At 63.6% G+C, this 22,469-nt stretch carries 6 protein-coding genes; 4 read left to right on the forward strand and 2 right to left on the reverse strand.

Annotated features, from left to right (window positions below; all coding sequences use genetic code 11):
• Window positions 1-54: 54 nt before the first annotated feature.
• Entirely contained in the window at window positions 55-10,296 is a 10,242-nt protein-coding gene (locus NWI01_RS08380; protein WP_141383422.1) for a Tc toxin subunit A-related protein, read from the reverse strand.
• Window positions 10,297-10,579: 283 nt separating this feature from the next.
• Window positions 10,580-18,658 (reverse strand): SpvB/TcaC N-terminal domain-containing protein, encoded by an 8,079-nt coding sequence (locus tag NWI01_RS08385; protein WP_210242955.1) that lies wholly within the window; start codon window positions 18,656-18,658, stop codon window positions 10,580-10,582.
• Window positions 18,659-18,947: 289 nt separating this feature from the next.
• Between NWI01_RS08385 and NWI01_RS08390 the strand changes: the two genes are divergently transcribed.
• The 4 genes from NWI01_RS08390 to NWI01_RS08405 all read left to right on the forward strand — a co-directional run bounded on the left by NWI01_RS08390 (window position 18,948) and on the right by NWI01_RS08405 (window position 22,039).
• Window positions 18,948-19,268, forward strand: coding sequence for a hypothetical protein (locus NWI01_RS08390; RefSeq protein WP_141383423.1), 321 nt, complete (start codon window positions 18,948-18,950; stop codon window positions 19,266-19,268).
• Between the two features lie 61 nt (window positions 19,269-19,329).
• Window positions 19,330-20,355, forward strand: a complete 1,026-nt coding sequence (locus tag NWI01_RS08395; RefSeq protein ID WP_141383443.1) for a FecCD family ABC transporter permease — start codon at window positions 19,330-19,332, stop codon at window positions 20,353-20,355.
• On the forward strand, window positions 20,352-21,134 hold the full coding sequence (locus NWI01_RS08400; RefSeq protein WP_141383424.1) for an ABC transporter ATP-binding protein: 783 nt from the start codon (window positions 20,352-20,354) through the stop codon (window positions 21,132-21,134). The genes NWI01_RS08395 and NWI01_RS08400 overlap by 4 nt, the downstream gene beginning before the upstream one ends.
• 5 nt (window positions 21,135-21,139) lie before the next feature.
• Window positions 21,140-22,039, forward strand: a complete 900-nt coding sequence (locus NWI01_RS08405; RefSeq protein ID WP_141383425.1) for an ABC transporter substrate-binding protein — start codon at window positions 21,140-21,142, stop codon at window positions 22,037-22,039.
• The last annotated feature ends 430 nt before the right edge of the window (window positions 22,040-22,469 follow it).

The raw sequence follows: 22,469 nt of genomic DNA on the forward strand, positions 1-22,469 counted from the left end.
GATTGTCGTTCTGACGCGTTTTCCTCACGCGAACAGGTCATCCATCTCCGATTCTCAACACAGCACCGCACAGTCGCCGTCGCAGGCGGGCTGCCTCGGCAGGCATCGCTCGGGTGGACCAGCCTCGAACGAGCACACCAGATAGGCGCGGTAGACGACGCCGACATCCTGGGGAAACAGGAAATGGCCGATCGTGACCGGATCATCGTCGCGCAGGAACGGGAACGGATACTCGATCACGCCGTGGAACAGGCAGGGCCAGTCTTCGCTCGCCACGCAGGTGAAGAAGAAGCGGTCGCAGCACTTCTCCTTTTTGCCGTCCTGATGCTCCGGCACAAACTCGATCTCGTGATTTCGTATGCCTTCACATGGCCGCGTCTCGAACCAGAGCTCGACCCGTCTCATGCGAACCGGCCGCTGACCCGGCAAGTACGGAAACATGCCGCGGCTCATGCGCAATGCGAGCGCGCGCGAGCAACCCGGCTCCTCGATTACCGGTCCCAGCGCCTTGAACCGCTGCCACGCGTCCGAAAAGTCCTGTCGCCAGTCAAAGAAGCGCAGTCCCGCGCCCGGCAACATGCAGGATGCCGCCGCCCAGCTCGCTTCTTTCAGCGGCGATCCGCCTTCGCGCGCGGTGTAGCTCAACTGGAAGATCAGGTCGCTGAGCGTGTCGATGTCGAAAGCGTTGGTCTCGATCGGCAGTTCGATCCGCCACCTGCTCACCGCGCCCGCATACTCGAACGGCAGGTAGCGTTCGTCACGGAAGTTGAGTTCGAACAATCCGGAGTCGTTCTGACCCGTGGAGGTTGCGATCGCTTCAGTGGCGCCGTACCGCTTCACAATGCGAGGATCATCCTTGATGGCTTCATAGCGCTGATGCCCGCAACACCCACATGTACACTGGCCGGGGCAGCATTCCTCTACGTCGAGCAATGTCGGTTCGATGCGGGTTGCGCTGCTCAGCAGCGTCAGCTTGCAATGAACCCCCGTATACGGACCGGCAACGCAAGGGATCGTCAGACCGACCGCCTTGATCCGGCGCAGATAGTGCCCGGGATATTCGCGGTCGAGACGCCACTCCGGAATCTCGATTTCGCAAACGCCCGTCGTCTTGAGCTGGAGGAACGCAAGGGGGAAATCGAGGCGCAGCGACAGACGCGTGACCAGCTCCTGCTCGCGCCGGTTCTGATCGAAATACGCCTTCTCCATCGCGCGGAGCGCCGTGGACAGACGCTCGCCGGCCAAAAGGCCTTCATGCAACCCATCCCAGACGTTCAGCGGCAGGTAGTTCTGCGTCGTCAGCTCGCGCTCCAGCTGGAACGCCCGCTGCGCCTGCTGCGCCCAGCACCACGCAACATCGAACATCTGCCGATGCAGCGCCGCGACCTCCTGCTGAAGGAAGAGATAGAGCGCGTGATTGGTGAACTTGTCGCGCAGCAGGTCCTGACCCTCGGCGGCCTGCTGCTTCTGCTGCGCCAGGTTGTTCAACTGGCGCAACGCTGCATCGCGCTTGCGCTCGGCGGCCAGGATCTGCCGTTCGATCTGCTGGATTTCGATATCGAGCACGGTGACCTGAAACACCCAGTCGGCCTCACGACGGTCCCATCCCGACTCGGTCAGCGCCAGACCGCCCTGAGTGCCGGTGATGTCGGCGGCCGTGTAAAGGATGCGCGCCCCGGCTGCGAACGCATGGGCGAGCTTGGTGCCGATCGGCATCTTGAACACCGACACCGGCGTGGACGCGACGCCCGCGACGCCGGTCGTGTTGTCAGGAATGAGATTCATGACCTGACCCACGGCTTCGACACTGTTGCCGGCCGCGCGCGTGGTCATCGAAACGCCCGTCAGGTTCTGATAACCCTGCTCCTTCGGAATGAGACCATTCGCAATGAGATCGGCGTAGTATTGCCGCTTCGCCTGCGCGGACTGTTTCGACTTTTGCAGCGCCTGAACCTGCCAGTCCGCTTCGCGAAACTCCATGCGACGGATGTCTTCGGTCAGGTTCTGGAGCTGCCGCTCGTGTCTCGCCCGCATCGCCGCGAGAAACTCGGCGTCTCCCTTTTCGAACGCCGCAAGCAGTTCAGCGCCGAACATACGCACCTCTCCCGCCGTCTCCATCGCACGCTGAAGCAGGAACTGGAAGCGATAGGGGCTTGGCGGACAACAGCAACCGTCGTCCAGACAACTCGCGGCAGCGGTCTTCCATCCGCGTCTTCCGGGATCGTCACCCCCATACGCCGTGTCCAGATGCAGGACACCGTTCTTCAATCTGGCCTTGGCAAGGCATTGGTGGAGTGCGTCGAGTTGATCGGCGACGTTGTCGTAGATCTCCATGAGGCGAGGGTTGAGCGGCGGAAGTCGCGGCACGAAAGCCGACACTTTCACCGAACCCTGCCCGTCATCCCGGCCGAAGATCGTGCGCGGCCGCTCGCCGAGGAACCGCGACAGCGTCTCGAGGCGCAGCTTCGCCACCGCATAGCCCTCGGGCGAGTTCTTGCACATCGCGGATTGCGCGTGCTGAAGCAGCGTCTCGATATACGACAGCACGACGCTGCGCTGCCGGGCCGCGAGATCCGTCCTGACCACGGTATCGCAACACGGATCCTGTTCCGTTCGTACCGTACCGCGGACCGCGGACGCGGTGGATGCAACATTCCGGCCCGGACTGGCGCTCGGGCTTCCGTCGAGATCGGACTGATCCCGTCCTGAACCAGACGCTGCACCTGGAACTGCTGTACCGGTGCCCCTGTTTATGCCGCCCGTGGGATCGTTTCCTCCGTTGCGCGGCGGCCGGCGACATGCCGACCAGCTCAGATCCTTGTCGCCGGGGGCGAAGTAAAGCTCATACCACTTCAGCGCCGCCTCATAGCGGCAGTGAGTACGCAGCGTGGCCGCGATCGTCATCGCAGTCGAATAGATCGAGGGCTCGAGCGGCGCGCCCGCCGGGAAATAAACGAAGAACGGATACGCTGACAGCGAGGGCGGGAACGGGCCCGCGGGAGCCGGCGTCGCGATCACTTCGGGCAATACGACGGCGCTGTCGAGCGCGATATCGTATCGAAAACCCCAGGGCGACGGGTCCGTCACGCCGGGCGGAAGCCCATCGGCATGGGTAACCCGGAATCGCAGCGAGTCTCCTTCGCGACCGTCGAACTCAAGCTGCGGCTCGCCTGCGCCAAGGATCACATGCGCGCCGTCATCCGAGTAACGCGGCGTCTGGAATTCGCCGTTGTGCACGCGAACCCATGCGAGCTTCACCATCGGCTTGGTCGGCCAGGCGAGGAGCTTCGGCAATTGCGCGGGACGATGCCAATCCGACGTCATGTCGCCGGGCGCGACTCCCCAGTCGGCGTCCTGATATAGGGTCCTGTCGGCGGCGTTGAGGACGGCCGGATCGTAGTATTCAGAGTTCACCAGCCAAAAATAATACTCATCCATCACCGGTGGATGCGCGCGCCCGCAGTCGCAGCAGCACGGCGACGCCGAGGGGGCTGCCGGCATGAACATGGCCGTGGCCGGCGGCTCACCGGCGGCGGCGATCCGCAGGAAGCGGGTGCCCAGTCGCACCGCCGCCTGCAACCAGAGCGGCGGCTGCGGCGAAGCCGACCCGTTCGGGTCGATGGTCCCGTCCCCGTTTCCTTCCCTGTCGCCGTTCGCGGCGCCCGGCGCGCCGGCGACGATCCCGATGACGGGCCCGTCCGGATTGTCAGGGTTGGGCGTACCACCGTCCCTTCGAAACTGCGTCTGCGACGGCGCGAGCCAGCTCGGCCTTGCATGTCGTTCGGGCCGGCCCATCAATCCGAGATTCTCGGATTGCGTCACCTGCCTGAGATGGGACGGCTCCCGATGCTGCAAGGACGTGAGCGCCGGATCCGCGGGCCAGTACGGCGCCGGCCAGTACTCCATGCCGCCGGGCTGGGCCGCCGTGAGCGTTCCCCGCCTCAGTTCGGATTCGAGGAAACGGAATGCTTCCGTCCGGATCGCGTGCTCGCGCTCGCTCCACTCGATGCTATTCTCTCTGTATAATACGCGCCGACGGCACGCCTGCCAGATCCGGTAGGTCGCGAACATCCTGTCCCAGGCCGTAGCGAAGGTCGGCGTGACCGTGAACGTCGGTTCCTGCGACAGTCGCGCGCGTTCAACGAACGACTGCACGGCGGTGATCGCTTCCTCGATACGGCTCGCCTTCTCGCAGACTCCCGCCTCGACATCGAGCAGGAGCAGCGCGCCGATGTGGCGGGCCGAGGTCGCAAAGCCGCCGCCTGCGAACGGCAGGGACACGCGATTCATTCCCGTGAGCCAGGCCAGCAAGGCCGCCCGCGCCCGACCGCGCAGCAGATTGTTGAGACGCTCCAGATCAGCATAGCGCCTCGGAGCGCGCTCTATCATTCCGTCGCGATAGAACTTCGTCAGGTTGGCGTTGCCGGCCGCCATCGCGGCCGCGGTGCTCGCCGCCCAGACATGGGGCTGCGCGAACGACAGATCGCGAGGCACGAACGCCCGCAATAGATTCCGCACCCAGAGCGAGGCGCGCCAGCAGCGGATCGTCCAGCGATCGTCGCATAGGCTGGTCCAATCGACGGTGACGCCTTCATGGAAATTCAGGATCAGCGGCGCATTATTCATGTCGACGCCAAGATCCATCAACAACGGAATCGGATCGACCGGCTGCTGGTTCGACGCCTCGACGAAGCAAAGCCACGCCGATCGCTCGCTGCTCCTGCGAACGGCGTCCCGCATCTGCGCGTAGTCATACAACCGCTCGAACCAGTCGAACAATGCCTGCCTGCGGCGCACGGACGGTGTGGCGCGCTGGTCGAACGACACTGGAGGATCGCGTTCCGGGTCGCCGGCATAGACATCGCCGACCGGAAGGTAATTGAAGTCCAGCGATGCGCGATGGGATGTGAACGGCGCACCCGTCACATAAGCGAAGCCGGCGAACAGCGCCGGCGAGGACAGCATGTATTCGATCTCCGAAACGTTCGCGCGCGCGAGCAGACCTGCCGACAACCGCAACCGGTGACAGAACAGCAGCGCCTTGAACGCGCGCTCATAGGTGCGGCGAATGTCGCGCAGGCTGCTCGTGTACTGTTGCGCGAGATACTCCACCGACGACGGGACGACAGCGATTGTACTCGTCAAAGGGCCGGTCACGACATCACGGTACAGGCGCTCCACGGGAAGCGCGACGATGCAGTCCTGCGTATCGGGACCCTGGTATTTCACGGTGAAGCCGGTACGGGCACGCACCAGTTCGTTCTTCTCGTCGAGCTTCGGCGGCGTCTGCTCAAAATCAATGTCGATGAAGTAAGCGCCACGCTTCAGATGCAGCGGACCGGATATGCGGTCGGGAGCCTGTTCATCCGCCCACCGATAGTTGAGCAAACGGAACGTCTTCTGCCCGCGCCGCAGATTGACCCTCCACTTGTTGTGATTGCACTTCTCGAAATCAGGACGTTCACAATCCGGCGTCGGCGCCCCGGCAAGGAACGTGTAAGTACCTGACTTTTCGACGATGAGAACGCCGGACCAGCGCGCGGTAAATCCTTCCGCGCCGGCGAGCGGCAGTCCATCCGCTTCACGAATAGCGATTCCGTTCCGGATCAGCGCGAACTCATGCTCCGCCGCCGGTAATGCGAAATCAAGTTTCGGAATGATGGTCGGGATCGGCGCATTCCAGTGATTGCTGGCCGGCCCGAAAACGTCCATTGCGCCGGTCACCTGAGGCCACGCCTCGCCGCTCGCGTTTCGGACTTCGCCGAACAGCCCTGTGCCCGCGAGCCGGATCAGAGCGGCGAATGCACCGCCGGTCGGCTGCGCCCAGGTGAAGCCTGCCGGAAGCTCGCCGTCGTCACGCTCCCACGCGCCGAGCGCGAAATTTTCATCGCCCAGCAGGCGGCGCAGAATCAGCAGGGCGAGATCGACCTCGACCTGCCCCTCGTCCGAAGCATGGCCGACATGGCAAGCGAGGTGTTCGGCAACCACGCGCGCGCGGTGCGAGAACGTCGTGAACGCACGCCGGAAATACGTCCACCGCTTCCGTTCGTCCGGTTCCTCGATGAGCGCCGCCTCCGCCTCGACAAGACTCGGAAACAGAAACGAGAATCGCGCCAGCTCCGCACGCGGCGCGAAGCAGAGCTGCTGAACCGCGGCGCGCTCGTTGGCCGTCAACTGCTCGATCGCGTTAAGCTTGAAGAGTACATCCTCATTGCGCAGAGGCAGCTCCATGACGAGCTCTTCCGCGGGTGTGTCATACTGGAAAGGTCCGGGATGCGGGAAATTCCACATGCTCGCGACCGTGTCCGGAAGCGCCGTGCGGTATTGGCGCGCCTGCGGCCCGGCGGCGATACCCGATTGCGCCAGCGCCTCGGGAAAAAAGTGCTCGCCCAGCTTCTGCAATGGATCCGTGCCGACTGATGGGTCGTAGCCGAACTCCGTGCGCATCGCCGTGGAAAGCGCCGTCCAGGTCAGCGCCGCGCAATCCTCGTCCTTCGTCCGAACGCGCAGCAGCTTCTCGCGCAGCTTCCACAGATCGAAGGGATGTCCTTCTTCCGGAAAATCGAAGGGCTGGTCGAGAGCTTCATTCTCTTCCTGCTGAAAGAACGGGTCATCGCCGCCGAGATGCTGATCAACCGAGAAGATATACAGCAGTTCACCCGTCGTGAACGACGAGCCATAAATCTTCGCCAGAATCTCCGTGAAGCGCAGGGTGCTGGCCGGTTGCGCGTCCCATCGCGCTGTGGCCGGATCAAAGCCGCTCAGCACAGCCAGCGAGTCCAGATTCTGGCGCAGAATCTTCATGAACTCCGGCGGACGGCGGCGGCGATGGCTGCCCGGACGGCGGCCGGGAGCGTGCTCGCGCTCGGCGCGATCCTCGATGCGGCCGAGAAGATGTTCGACGGCCCAATCGAACGACGACGACGGCCCGGCGCTCCATAGGCCAAGCAGCCGTGTGCGTGTCGCGCCGGTCGCGTTCGGCGCGGACGGATCGGTGCCGAGATCGAGCTGCCAGTCGTCACGCAGGATCTGAAACGATGCGAGCTGCCGGATAAATTCGGGATTGACGTTGGCGCCCTGGAATAAACTCAGCACGAGACAGATATCGCGAAGATCAGCAAAACTATAGCCGGCGCCGCGCAGGCACTTGAGCGATCGCCAAAGGCGGATGAACACCATCAGCCGGCGAAGCGCGTCCTCGCTCGACTCGGGGTTCGTAAACCGGATGACAAGATCTTCAGGGCAGCATGGTTCGCACTTCGGAAAGCCCGAATCCTGCGGCGGCACACCGACCGGCGCGCCGGCCGCATTGAACTGATCGGGAATCCGGCGCTCGAACTCGACGAACTTCGACTCCCAAAGTTCGAGAAACTCGCAATACTGAAGTCCAGTCCGTTTCAGAAACTCCGGCACCCGCACGACGATCGATTGCCAGTCGACACGATCGATCATGTCGGTCGGGAATCCGTACATCTTGTGCAGTTCGGTCGCGCTGATCGGGTTCAGATAGAGCGTCTGGTGCTCAGCCGGCGAGAGGCCAAGATATTCGAGCGCCAGTTCGATGCGCACTGGATAGCGCCACAGATGCTTTTGAAAGTCGGCTGCTTCCTCATTGGCATCGATGGCGAATTCAGTGATCTGCTCGCGGAAGGTCCGCATCGTATCGAACCGTGACGTCCCCATCGCACAGAGATAGGAACGTGAAATATCGAGCGGCTGCGAGTACGGCAGCAACGGCGATGAGAAGTCGGCCTCAAGCGTCGCGTAGGCGCCCGGTCGTTTGACCGGCGTCGCGGGCGTGGCGTGTTCCGGCAGCGCGGCGAACAGCACGTTCGGTGCGTGACCGTCACTCCCGGTCTCCGTCTCATCGGGCGCTTTGAGCGTGTGCCCTCCAAGCGTGGCTCCGTTCGTGTCATACACGACACCCGCCGCACCACCGTCGACCAGCGCCTCGAGATTCTCGTTGACGATGTCGATCAAGGGCAGCGTGGTGCAGAGATTAGCGGCCGTGGCGTGAAGATCGCCAAGCGGCCCGCGACGCGACGCGATCAATGTGTCAAGTGTCTCGCCGGTCGCAGCCGGGCGGTCGCAGGTGGAGCCATGGCCGGCGGCCAACAGATCCTGCAGATATTTCACCGGACCCAGCGGAGACAGGTGCGAGGGCGGGATGCAGTTGACGAGCGATCCATCGGGATTGATCGGCGTGAAGGGACCGGGCGACGCAGGGGGAGCACCCGCGACCGAGCCGCCGGCGGCCGCCTGAATGGCGGCGGCGTACGGATAAGCCACCGTTCCCGTCAATGCGTATTCGAATTCCGCCGGCGACAGCGCCTGAATCGCCGCGCGTGAAGTAAACCCGCGCGCATAGAGCGCTTCGAGCAGCGAGAACTGCAGCGACGCCGGCCCGACGCCGCCGGTCGCGCGCAACAACTCGTCGATGGTCTGAAGTGCGTTGAGCAGCCAGGCCTGTGCATTTGCGTCACCGGGGAACACCGCCTGCAAGGCGTTCACGATAGGCGGCGCGCCCCAATCCGCAACGGGAAACGCAAAACCGGGAGCCGCCGCGAAAAAGGCTCCGAACGGTTCGTTGCCGGCGATCGGGATGGATAGCGCGTGCACCCCGGCGCCGGGCAAAGGCGACGGCGCGATGGACAGCACCTCGAAGTATTTGCGCACCTGCCGAACGAACGCCTGCACGCGCTCCTCGGGCGTGCCGGGATTGGTGAAGTCGGGCAGCAATCCCGCATTCGCGGGCAGGAAGAAGGCCATCCACTGCTGAACCGTGAGCGCTTTCAACTGCCCCGTATTGGCGACCGGAATGGACTCGATGGCCGCGATCAACGCCGTCGAGTTCACTGTTACGACGGTCTGCTGTGTGACCACGGCGAGCACGAGATCGAGATGACCCGGCGCGAGCGCGGCCGGGAACGGATTCTGCTGCCAGAATGGATCGATCGAGGGGGCGACCTCCGCAAGCCACGCGGTCACAAGCGCGTTGACGTCCGCGTTGAGCGGACACAGCGGAGGCCGCTGCACGCGTCCACGTCCGATCGCAACAAGACGCCGCGCCGCGTTCTCGGGCGGAATCGCGGCGACGGGGATAATGTTGGCATCGATCGCCGCCTTGATCCCCGCGACGATGCGCGGTTCGTCATCGTCGGTCGCCATGCGGTAGCGCTGATCGGCGGTGACGTTCGCCGCGAGCGTCGCCGAGAGTGCGTAGAAGTATTCAGCCGGCACCTGGAAACTGAGCGTCAGGCCGCCGCTGTCCTCGATGACGACATCGGCCTGCCTGAACGTCGAGCCCGGCACAGGCGAGGTTCCGGTTTCGACCGGGAAACGCAGGCTCACGCGTTGCGGCGCCGCGCTCTGCTGTTCGGCCCACACCGCCGCCGATAGCGCGAAGACGTATTGCGCGAGCCGATCCGAATTCGCGTTCTGAAGCGCGTAATAGCCCAGAAGGCTCGCCTCATACTGCATGCGATCCATATCCGCCCTGTTGCGATCGTCGTTGCTCCAGGACGTGTCCGTCTGCGGACGCGTGTACATGTCCTCCAGCCGCCGATCGTTCGGACGATCCGGCGGCGGGGCGATCTGGCGATTCCAGATGATCTCGCGCGCGACCTGCCGCGCCTGCGCGGCGGTGAGCGGGCTTCGGTTGGCAAGCGTGGCGCCGCCGGCGGGATCCTGCGCCAGCACCTTGTCGACCGCGGTACGAAGCGAAGCAAACCTCGGCGGCGTTCCGTCCGTGGGCAAGTCGACGAATGCCGCATTGGGATCAAGCGCGACCGACGGATCGGGCAATGACACCACCAGCGCGGGCGGATCGACGCCGATATGGGTTGCGGGATTGCTTGAGATCGGCACATTCGGTTCGGTCTTCACATTGAAGTCGATCCGTTCGTAGGCAACGATCTGCGTGCCTTGCCTGATCTCGAGGCGCAGGTCGCTGGTGTTGAACTCCGCCGCCGGCAAATTGAGCTCGATGATCGCGGTGGCGACCGCCTCAAGGCGCACGTCCGGCTCGGGCGGCGCGGGCAACGGCATTACCTGCACCGGGTACACGGAGAAGTGCTGCACGATCCTCTGCGTCGCCGGCGTGAACGCGGGACCGGATGCGTTGATGCCGGTGTTCGGCGCCCACGCGCCCTGCGCCTGCCCGATGAGCGTGCCGTCGACCGTATTGTCGAAGGACAGATCGAATGCGCGAATGGAGAGATTGGCCAGATAGCCGCTGAAATCGGCGCCGCTGGTCGGATTCAGCGGCACGAGGCGGACGAGAATAACTTGTGGCATGACCGGAATTCCTTTGCCTGCGTCTTTTTGTGCAATCAGTTCATGCCGATCGCCGCATGAACGCGATCCGGCCGCCGGAGTGAATAAGTGAATAAGAGTCTACCGTTTCATTCTGCCGGCGCGCTCCGCAGCCGATTGCGCTCGCGCCCGCGCAGTTCGGAAACGGCGCGGCCGATGTCGCCTGGAGTCTTTCCGCTTCTGATGGAACTAGAATCGGACTCTCTGATTTTGGTTTGACGCGTTTTCTTCACGCGAACCGGCGTCCGCTTCGTTTGAAAACGCTCTAGTCTCCCAGATATTTCCATTGCAGCCTCCTCTCGAAAGCCGCGCGACGAGCTCCTCCGGCATTCCAGTCATTGTTCGGATCCAGCGCTCCTCCCGGACCGTGACATTGGGCACAGAACGGGTTGACGTTCTCTCCGTTGCGGTATCGCTGCATGGCTCGCTCCTTCAAATCCGGATCAATGGCTATCCAGCCCCGAGGTCTCATTTCATAGAACATGATCGGAGCGGCAATGACTCCTCCGACCGCGGCTGCCGTGCCTCCGACCGCGACGAGACCCGCTCTGCCCAGCCAGGCGCCGCCGACCATCATTCCACCTCCAGCCAGGCTTGCGCCGCCGCTGGTCACCTTGCCTGCGGTGACGATGCCGGGATCGGTCTCGGTGTCGATGCTCGCCAGCATGAAGAAGCCCCCGGCAGCGTTGAACGCACCTCCACCTGCGGCGAGCCAGCGCGCGCCGCCCGTCATTCCCGGAGCCGCCACTTCGGGAAACGCCGGCATCGGACCGGAGGTCGTGCGGCCGTTGATCGTGGAAAGCGGCGATCCATGGACCGCGTACTTCGGATCCATGACGCCACCGCCGTACTTCAAATCGCCAAGCTGTGCGGCGAAACCACCGGAGATGTCATCGCCCACCGCGAGCGTCGTCCCCGGCCGGGTCACGAGGATGTCCAGATTATGCGCGCCTCTTGGTCCGCCCGGCACGCCGCCGATCTGCGTGACGACGCCATTCACGACGCGTACCTCCGAGTAGATATTTTCTGCGCCCAGAAAGCCGAGCTGTTTCATTTCATCGAGAACGCCCGTCGCTTGGGCATGAGCGGCCGTCCCGAACGGACTTGCGGAGCGGGAGTTGAACGTCGGCGGCCTCACCGCGCCGGTCTCGAATCCCGACTGCGCGTGCAGGAACGTCAGCAGGTCATCGACCGAATTCGCCGCTTGCACCGGCGCGGCGGCCGGGACCGGAGGCGTCGAACCGGCGACGCTCATGAAACTTCCGAGCAGCGAACTCGTCCCGCTCGCGGCCGTCGCGCTCAAGGAATCCGGCGCGTGGCACGTCATCGACTGCTCGTCGAGGGTCGCCAGGGTCGGATCGAGGCAGGATTGAGTGGCCGGATCACATTGCGTGCCGGTCGAGTCTGTGAAGCTCAGCGGGTTGTTGCGAACATAGGCGTAGGTGTTGGACCCATCGACGAGCCCTTTCGGGTCGGACGCCGTCCATCGTCCCAGCCAGTCAGCGTAGTACCGAGCTTCGCTGTAATACAGAGAGCTTTCGTTATCGCGCTCCTTGCCGCTGTACCGATATCGCTTCGGCGTATCGGTCCGGCTGCGCACCGCCTGATAGGTCGAGCTGCCATAAGGCGCGTATTCTTCGTAGGAAATAATCCGCGCCCGGTCGTCCAGTTCGAGGCAGGCGGAGCCGAGATGGTTGCCGAATTGATATCGGATCAACCGGCGCGGCATCGGATCATCCTGCGCGGTGTCGACGGTGCGCGTCTCCACCAGCGCGATGCGCTGCTTGTCGTCCATCACGTGCAAGGTCTCGCGCTCCAGCGCCGCTGTCTGCGGGCCGATGCCGTCCGCGCCCGCGCCTTCGTGCCTGCGAAAGATTTCGAAACCTCCGAAGTCGATGCGTTCTTCCGTGAGACCCGCCGCCTTCTCCCAAACTTTTCGGATGCGCGCGCCCGATCCATCGTAGACGTAGAACGCCTTTCCGCCGCCGCCCAGATCGATCTGACGCAGTTGATCCTTGTAGTCCCAGTGCATGTTGGGACCGGGCGCGCCCCCACCGAGATGAGGCATGCGGACAAAATTGCCGTGGGCATCGTACAGATAGGACTCGGCCTGCGGGGAGCAGCTTCCCTGCTCAAGCGTGCTGCGGGTCAAACGGTTGCTCGTCTTGAGCCGCGCGCCGTCCACTCCATCTTCCGTCAGGCTCGATTCCTGGTAGTCATAGGATCGTGTCCAGCCTGGCTTCGCCTGATCGCTGCCACGATGCTGCATCTTCAGGAAGTTTCCGACAGCGTCGTACACATAACGCTCGATATACCGGCCCATCGCATTGCCATCGTCGGGAGCCAGGTGTCCGGCGGAGTCCGCCAGGCCGCGGCCCAGGCGAGCGGAATCGTCGGGGGCATACGCAACGGATGCGCCGCCCTGGCCAAGATGTTCCCGGCCGGTTCCCTGAATCAATCGATAAAGCGCGTCGTAGGTGTAATCGCTGCTCGGCTCGACGCATTTGTTTCTGAAGAAGACCGCCTGCTGCGCGTCGTCGCGAATGTGCGTGATGTTGCCTGTTGGATCGTAAGTGTAATGCAGGTTCTGCAACCGGTCAGCGGCCTCGCTCCGGGTCAGAAGTTCAGCGAGTCGGAACGTGAGCGGATCGTAGCGATAGGAGGTGCGCGCTCCGTTCTTGTAGTGAACGGACAAACGCTGGCCCTTGGCGTCATAGTCGATACCCGCCACCCCCGCCGGTGAAGGCGTCTCATCGCTCGGATCCAGCAACGCAGCGGGCTCATCCGCGCGCTCAAGCCAGACATCGATGCGCTCCAGCAAGTTCGCTTCGTTGAAAACCGGCTGGATGACGTTGAACGGCCTGGACCGCCCTCCCCGCACGAGGTTGCTGCGAGGCGCGATCGACTGGATCGGCCGATTGAGCGCGTCGTAGCGCGTGCTGCTTTCAAAGACCTCGCAATCCAGCCTCTGATTCAGGCTCCAGTCGACAATCGCCTTGTAATCCGCAACGAGGCGACGCGTGCTGTGAATCGGATTCCCCTTGAAATCGAAGGATTCAACAGGCGTCTCGTTCGCGTCGACCCTCGCGCTGATGACGATGCCGGCCGCATCGAACTGGCGGAAAACACGCGTTCGCAGATTGAGCGCTTCAGCATTCGCAACACCTTCGCCGTACTCGCTGCGCTCGATCAGGATATCGCGGTCGCACGTCCGGGGATCCGATTCGGCGCTTGTGCCGCGCACCCTTGTCTCCGTTGCGCGACGTAACGCGTCGTACGCGGTCGTGACGAGGTGTCCGCGGCTGTCCCACGCTCGAATTGAGCTGCCGAGCACATCCTGGATCGTCCAGCGCGCGCCCGCCTCCATGCCGGACTGGTGAATGCGATTGCCGGCCATGTCGTAGACGTAGCGCATGATGATCCGGCCGAGCGGATCGCCGTCTTGCTGTACCGCGTCGCGCACCACGCGTTGATTGCCTTCGATATCAAGCTCGACACGCGTGGCTAAATCCTCTTCCCGGCCGTCGAGATCGTGACCGGGACAGACCACATGATTCCGTGCCACCGTGAGGAACGGACGTCCGAGGACATCGAGATGCGCCGTGCTCGGGGTGTCCGCATGCGCCGCGGCGCGTTCAGCGGCGACCCGTTCTTCCTTTCCAAGCCCGCCGTCGACGCGTTGTTGGTACCAGGTCTTCCACGGCTGGTCCGACGAGGATTGCAGCGCCTTGAAGTACCCGGCGACGAATCCGCCGATATCCTCATCGGTACGTGGATCGCCCGTTTGCGAGTTGCGCGCCGCGCAGGTGTCGTTGGTATCGTATGTCGTTTGGCTCCAGGCATCGAACACCACCTTCTCAAAGGTATGATTCGGATGCAATGTGGCGATCACCCGCCCGGTCGGATCATAGAAAACCACGGGACTTACGCCGACGCACACGCCGAACTCGTATCGCTGCGTGGTGCTGAAGAACGGCTCGAACCGGCGAACCGGATTGCCTTTGTTGTTGAAGATCGTCCAGCCGGTGGCGACCCAGCGCCGATCGAGGAAAGGTGCGTGCGGATCGTTGACGTCGAGTGGTCCCGGCTCCGCCTGAACCTTCCGCTGAATCTCGCGGCCGAGACCGTCGGAGTAAGAGAAGGTGAGCTGAACCTTCAGGCCCTGTGGGGGCAACGGCGCGCTGACATGCGTCTCGCGAGAGAGCGTCGCGCTGCAGCTCGGCTGCCATCGCGCCGGATCGTCCGGACAGGCCGCCCGCGTGCGTCGGAAACGATCCACGTCATAGACGACGCGCGTGGTGGCTCCCGCGAGGAGCATCTTGGCGATCGCGTGTGGATCGCCGTCGCCGAACAGACCGTCGAGCTGCGCTTGATCGAGATCGGCGACGAATCCGGCCAGCGTGTCGCCTTCCGTCGGCGCGGGCTGCGGTTTGCCCATGACTGCGGTGCCCGCAACCATGCCGAGCGTGTCGAAGATGACTTCCGTCCGGTTGCGGTTGGCATCGCTGACGGCGGACGGCTGCATCACGTGGTAGTCATAGTTATCGACCGTTACGCGATTGCCTAGCGCATCGCGCGTCTCCGTGATCAGCAGATCGTAGGCATCGAAATCGACGAACGAGTCCGCGCCGAACGGACCGCGATAACGACGCGGCATGAAGAAGTGAGCAGCCGCTTCCGCAAGTTCCTCGGCGGCGGAGACATCCTGCACGTGAAAGAACGAGCGGCCGGAGGGCACCCACCAGTGGCCGTTCCCGTCGAGATCGACGTAGCCTCCGCTCGACGCATCCCGTCCGCCCAGCACGGCCGCGGGATCGGGCAGCAAAGCTTCAGGGCGCTGCCCCGCACGGCGGCGCTGGAACGTTTGATCAAGGAGACCCGGCGTGAATGCGAGCTTGTAACTTTCAGCGGGCAGACAGAGCGATTGAATTTCGCCGGGCGGCAGCAGCCCGTCCAGATCGTTGCGCCGATAAAGGGTTCGGCCCCATTCAACTGGCCGCCGCCGCTGATCTCCCGTGGCGGTCGCTTCATAAGCAACATCAGGGCCTGATCGCTTATGGCGCAGACGGCCTGTCTGCACCGGATCGGGCTCGATGAAATCCGCGGCCTGGAACCGGCGGTTCTTCGCCGTCGGCGCATAGCCGGTCAGCTCGAAGGTGATCGTCTCAAAGGGAAGCGGATTGCGCTGGGCATCGGGCAGCGTGACGGCGTTGGTGAAGCGTGTCTCGATATAGGTCAACAGCGGAGCCGTTTGCCGCGCGCGATCCCATGGCGTCGGCAGCGGAGAGGCCCGGCGGCCATAGGCAATCGCAACCTGCTTGAGCACATTTCCATAACCGTCCACTTCCAGCGTCAGCTTGTGCTGACAACGCGGATCGTTCGGATTGCGTTCGTAGTGATGAGTGATCGATTCACGCTCGTGCGTGAAGAATACCGCGTTGCGATTGCGGCCGCGATGCTGAAGCATCCGGACGCTGAAGTTCTGTTCCGTCACCGTGTAAGGCGTGCGCGCTCGCCGGATTCGCGCAGGCGTCGCCAGCGGCCCCTCGGCATCGTCCGCATAGACCTCCTGGCGCAACATTGCGCCTTTCAGCGATCGGCACGCCTCCCGCTCTTCTTCCGGCGTCAAGCCTGACGGCACGATGGTGTCATCGAGAAGCTCGGCGCGAGCCGCCGCGAGCGTCAATCCAGACTCGCGAAAATACTCGCGCTCGAACAGACGGGAGACGCGTGAAGCCCCGAGCTGGATACCGGTGTGGAACCAGCTCTTGGTGTGCACCGGGGGCACGTGCGAGCCGGCGGCGATGTTGTCGGTCGGCAAGCCGCCGCCGTCGAACGCCGCAAGCCGTTCGGTATCCCACTGCTCGACCATGCCGAAGCCGCGGAACTCGCGCTCCTCGCCATCATAGTGGCCATGATGGTATGCGAAGCGCGTCACGAATCGATTCCGGCTGACGTGGTCGATCGATTCGGTCCGTTCAAGGACGTGCACGGGAAACGGCAGGCGCGTGATCCAGGGCTGCCCCGCCTCTCGATCGGCAAGATAGAACTCGGTGGAGGACTTGTACGTCAGCCGGGTTTCCGCACCGAGCTGGTTGTCGTAGCGCGCCAGCAGATGCGGCTTGACGCCGCGCGCAAGATCGATGAACTCGACCGGACGCCATGCGATGCCCGCAAGCGCGGTCGACCACACAAGGCAAGCCGTCCCGTGGCCAAGAAGATCGAAGACGTCGAGCGACACACCCTCGGTCAGCACCATCTCTGAGATCGTGCGCGGCTCACTCAGTCCGTTGCCGCTTTCATTGAGGAAGATCTGGACGCCCTTGCGCCCGGCATAGATGATGTCGGTTGGCCCGGAGCCATCGACATCGGCGAAGCGAAGCCGGCGCGCATCGAAGATGCCGTCCTCGTCGAAGCAAGGCGCGCCCTCCATCGTGACCCTGGTCCCGAATCGGCCGTAGCCGAGATTGGGCCAGTAGCAGACCTCGCCGTTGCGAACACGAACGAGGTCGGCCAGCCCGTCACCCGACATGTCGGCGAGAAACACCGCCTGATCCGCATGCCCGAACAGCACGCGCGGACCGCGCTCCTCGTTCCACGGCACCCGCACGCGCACCGCTTCGCCGAAACCGGCATCGCCAAGGGAAGGATGCCAGGTGATCGCCTGATCATCCATGATCAGAATGTCCGCCAGCCCATCACCCGACAGATCGGTCAGACGAACGTTCGGACTGCTGAAATCGACGAGCGGAAAGGCGCGGAACGGCCGGAACGGCGTCCAGCCGCCCTCCTCGGTACGATCGAAGTATCCGCCGGTGCCCTGCGCGAGCGTCGCAAGCTCCAGGCGGCCGTCCGAATCGAGATCGATGAGTTGCGATCGGCCGCTCTCGCCGATAGGCCTGGAGCGAACCACCTGAACGGGGCCGAACCTGCCGTGCCCGCGATTGGGCTTGTAGTACCAGGCGCCCGCCTCCTCGGCGAGCACGCCCGCGATTCCCTCGCCATCAAGGTCCGTCCACTGATAGCCATGGCCAGCGACGCCCGCGGGAAGATTCTCGAGACTGTCGCGTGAAAGATGCTCGACCTTCCACTTTTGGGGTGCCGCATCGTCGAGCGGACTGGGCGTATAGTCCAGCAGCAGCGCGGGCAGGGATCGGCGCCGGTACAACCCTTCGTCAAGCAGCCGGTATCCGGATTGCGTGACGCGCGCCAGACGCGTGCCGAGCGATCTGGCATCGTAATCGAGATGAATGTCGCGCACGAGCGTTCGCGCGGTCCCGAGCCGCTCCGGCATGCGATGCGCCATCAGAATCCGCTGGCATAATCGATGCGTGCGGACCTCGAAACCGGCGCGCGTTCTTGAGAATGAATCGGGACGCAAATGCCTCGGCAGCGGCCGGGCTTCCGTCCAGCGAACGCGTCCAAATCCTTCGGCCTCGGGTTCATGCGCGAATGTTTCGTCGCCATAGTCGAGCACGACTTCGAACAGCCACCCGGTTTGCGGATCGATCTGCGGCTGCGGAAGATGATGGCGGCGCGCCGAGTCGCATGAAACATCGAGCAGAACCGGCCTGCGGTTTCCATACCGGATACGTTTCAGGTACCTGTTCGCGCTTCGGACCCGGAGCCGCTCGCTCGAACGGGTGATATCGACGCCGTCATCACCTTCCGCCACGTAGTCGTACGCGATGGCGTTTCCGCGATCGTCGTAGCTGCGGCAGATGAGCCACTCGAAAATCCGCTGTGTATCTTCCGGGTCCGCAACGCGTGACGCCAGCGTTTCGCCATATACGGTGAGGATGTTGCCCGCGGATATGGTGCGCCAGTGGGTGTCGCCGTCCGCGATGCGGGTCCAACTCTCGATCCGCGAGAACGTCCCTTCGATACGAGGCCGGAAGGCTCGCACGAAGTAACCGTTCACCTCCCGATAGGCCGCCCACGGCGCATCGTCCGCGGTGACCGGGACGAGATCTTCCGATCCGGACAACAGGAAGATATCCGCGGCCGCGTCGGCTGCCGCGACATTTTCGGCATGGCGCGCGAAAGGCACGTAGCGCGGAACACCCTTATCCGTCCGCCTGGAAATGGACGGAAGGCCGAGAGTCCAGCCGAGCCCGAAAGGGCCGTTGCCCGAGCCGGAACTGTAAGACAAAGCGAGCGCCGGTTGAAACCCGCCGCGACTACTGCTCAGAGGAATGGGAATGGTGAGGGCTGCCGTGCCGTTGACCGGATTGGTTTGAAACTTCTCGCCCAATCCCCGAATAGCCCCGCCGCCCTTTGGAACGCTCACCTGCGGGGCCGCAAATGGCGAAGGCGTCTCGGGCTGTTGCTCGGTTTGCGGCATGAGACCGATGTGTCCTTCGCCTTATTGAATGTCCTTTCGTGTTGTGTTGATACAACGAGGTTCAATCCCGAAGTGGAAATCGAGAACGAAAATCGCGGAAACGGATTCTGCTGATTTATCGAATGATACCAGTCAATCTCGCTATTTAGTATTTAGCCTTTTGCGAGAGTTCTATCATTTCGGCATCATCTCTTGGATTCAGATCTTGGCTTCAAGGCGGATGGGATCCGGCGCGATATCAGAACGATGAAGCGGAGACGAGCAGCGGTCTCCGGGACAGGAGCAGGATATGATCGAGGTTCAGCGGGTTGACGACGGCGACCCCCTCGGTTTCGAGGTCGTGGTGCGGGAGGGAAAGGGCGAAACCCGCCACCGCGTTACAATGTCTGAAGCCAACAGCCAGCAACTGACGGCCGGCAAGCACACGCCGGAGCGATGCATCGAGGCCGCCTTTCGCTTCCTGCTCGACCGGGAGCCGAAGGAGTCGATCCTCGCCCGCTTCGACATTTCCGTGATTTCCCGCTACTTCCCCGAATTCGAGCAGGAGCTGCCCGGCTACCTCTCGGCGGGTCGGAAAGATAGCCGGTCAGGAAAAATGGGGGCGTCATGAGCTTTCTGAAATTGGCTGCCCGGCAGACCGGATCCGCGGCTTGCCCTGCTTTCAACGTCACATGGTGATCGCACACCCCGCCGGCCGCCAGCGCATGATCGTGACGCTGGCGTTGTGTGCGGGTGTCGCGGCCTTGACGCTGGTGTCGCTGGGGATCGGACCCGTGGCGCTGTCACCGACAACGATCCTCCATGCCTTGTTTGGTGGCGGCGGCGACGTCCAGCGGATCATCGTGCTGGAGATCCGTTTGCCGCGAGCGATCCTCGCGATCGTCATCGGCGGAATTCTCGGTTTATCAGGCGCCGCCCTGCAGGGACTCGTGCGCAATCCCCTGGCGTCGCCGTCGCTGTTCGGCGCGCCGCAGGCGGCGGCGTTCGGCGCGGTGCTGCTGATCGCGCTGGGATGGGCCGACATTCATTCCTTCGCATTGCCGGTGGCGGCGATCCTGGCGGCATTTACTTCCGTGTTCGTGCTGCTCGTGATCGCGGGGCGTGATACCAGCCTCTTGATCCTGATCCTCGCCGGGCTGGCGATCTCCGCTCTTGCCGGCGCGGCGACGTCGCTGACCATGAACCTTTCAAGCAACCCTTTCGCTGCGCTGGAAATTGCATTCTGGCTGCTGGGGTCGCTGGAGGACCGCAGCTTTCGGCATGTGGCGCTGGCGCTGCCGTTCATCGCCGCGGGAGCCGCGACGCTGATGAGCCAGCGTCATGCGTTTCGCACGCTCAGTCTCGGTGAGGAGGCCGCGCTCAGCCTGGGAGTCAATGTCGGCCGGCTTCGGCTGTGGACGATCCTCGGCGTTGCGCTGGGGATTGGCGGCGCGGTCGCGGTGTCCGGCGCCATCGGCTTCATCGGGCTGGTGGCCCCGCATCTGATGCGCCCTCTGATCGGCTACGACCCGTCACGGCTGCTGGTGCCGAGCGCGCTGACCGGCGCTGTGCTCCTGCTCGCGGCCGATATCGCGGTGCGTGTCATTCCTTCGACCTCGGATATCAAGGTCGGCGTCCTGACCGCGTTGATCGGCGTACCATTCTTCCTCTATTTGATCGTGCGCGAGCGGCGGGCTCTGGGTGGAGGGGTGGCATGAGCGAGGACGCTGTTCTCGTCGCGTCGTCGCTGTCCGTGCATCTCGGAAAGAGGCTTGTCCTGAGCGACATTTCGCTGACGCTGCCGGGCAGGCGCCTTGTCGCGCTGGTCGGGCCGAACGGCGCCGGCAAGACCACGTTGCTCCGGGCGCTGGCGGGACTGCTGCCGTCCGAAGGCAGGATCGAGATCTGCGGCGATGCGCTGTCATCTCTCAGCCTTCGGGAACGCGCGCGCCGTTTCGCCTATCTTCCACAGGGGCACCAGGTGCATTGGCCGCTGCCGGCCAGGGATGTCGTGGCGCTCGGACGTTACCCGCATGGCGCATATGATCCCGGAAGGCTGTCCGGCCATGATGCCGACGCCGTGGCGCGGGCGATGCAGATGGCCGACGTGCTCAATCTGAGCGATCGCCGCGTGACGGAATTATCGGGCGGCGAACGCAGCCGGGTCGCGCTGGCGCGGGTGCTGGCGGTGGAAGCGCCGGTGCTTCTGGCCGACGAACCGACCGCATCGCTCGATCCGCGCTATCAGATCGAGGTTCTTATCAAGCTGCGGGCAACGGCCGACAACGGAACGCTGGTTATCGTGGTGACACATGATCTCGGACTCGCGGCACGTTTCGCCGATACCGTTCTGGTGATGTCAGAGGGACGTCTGGTGTCGCAGGGCCCACCCGCCGGCGCGCTGTCGGAAGCGGTCATGGCCGAGGTCTTTCGCATCAGAACCTATCGCGCCGACCATGAACACGAAATCGTTCTGGTGCCTTGGGCGGAGGCGTGATCGCGATGTCGCGGCTTTCGCGGCCGCATCTCTTTCGCAACGCGATCCGCGCGGATTTCGCCGCCCGAAGCATCGATCTTGCCGCTGCCGTCCTGGCCTTCGCCATCGGAATCGTCACGCTCGCGCACGCCGCCGATCCGCCGCGCGTTGCTTCGATCAATCTATGCACAGACCAGCTTCTGATGGCGCTCGCCGACCCCGCACAGATCGTCGGCCTCAGCCCTTACTCGCGCGATGCCGTGCGCTCCCACGCCGCGGACGAGGCGAAGAACTATCGGCGGCTCTCCGGCGAGGCCGAAGACGTGCTGATACTCGGACCCGACGTTGTCGTCGCCACTCCTTACACCAAGCATGCGACACGGGAGCTCCTGAAGCAGCAAGGGATGCGCGTGGCCGAGTTCGATGTCGCGAAATCGATCGATGACGTGAAGGACCAGATTCGCCGGATGGGCGATCTCGTCCGGCATCCGGATCGCGCGGAAATGCAGATCGCGCGACTCGACGCCGCGATCGCCCGCGCAAGGAAGGCAACGGCGCGCAAGCGCTATCAGGTGCTGGCGCTGTCGCGACGCGGCTGGGTGTCCGGCGCCGACAGCCTCGCCAGCACATTGCTCTCGGCCACCGGGCTCACGAACGCGGCATCCCGCCTCGGCATTCGGTACGGCGGATTCGCCAAGCTTGAAACCATCGTCGCCGCCCGGCCCGATCTCATCCTGATATCGGACGGCAGCAATATCGCTGAAGACCAGGGCAGCGCGCTGCTCCTGCACCCCGCGCTGGAAAAGATGTATCCGCCATCGCGGCGGATCATCGTTCCTGAAGACCTCACGGTGTGCGGCGGCCCGATGCTTGCCGATGCATTGGAGCGGCTGGTCGCGGAGCTTGAACGCATCGGTGGCCTGTAGAGCATGATCCCGACCCGAAGGGCCGCGCCAGCGCAAAGTGGAAACCGGTTTTCGGATAAGATCATGCTCAAACAAAAAGATAAGCGACAAGTCTGATTTAACGGGGTTGAATCGGATTCAACGGGGTTGAAGCCTTTCGAGCGCCATGGCTACGGGCTTGATCCGGGGACAGACTTCGGTTCGCGTGTAGAACGCCTGTCAGAACAACGATCCGCAGCTTTCGTCGTCCGCTCCGGGAAGATCCTGATGCAGCCGGCAGCGAGGCGGGAGCGCTCGTGGACGACCCGGTGACGGGATCGCCGCTTCCGCAGGATCTTCAGGAGCCAGCCGTCGCGAACAGCGCGCAACCCGGCTCTCGGTAACGCCATCCTCCCTCGTCGTACCCGTCCGCTCGCGGCCAGCCAGGTCTGGCATTTTCCGCAACCCTCAG

Source organism: Nitrobacter winogradskyi (genome assembly GCF_006539545.1).
In the GTDB taxonomy this organism is placed as follows: domain Bacteria; phylum Pseudomonadota; class Alphaproteobacteria; order Rhizobiales; family Xanthobacteraceae; genus Nitrobacter; species Nitrobacter winogradskyi_A.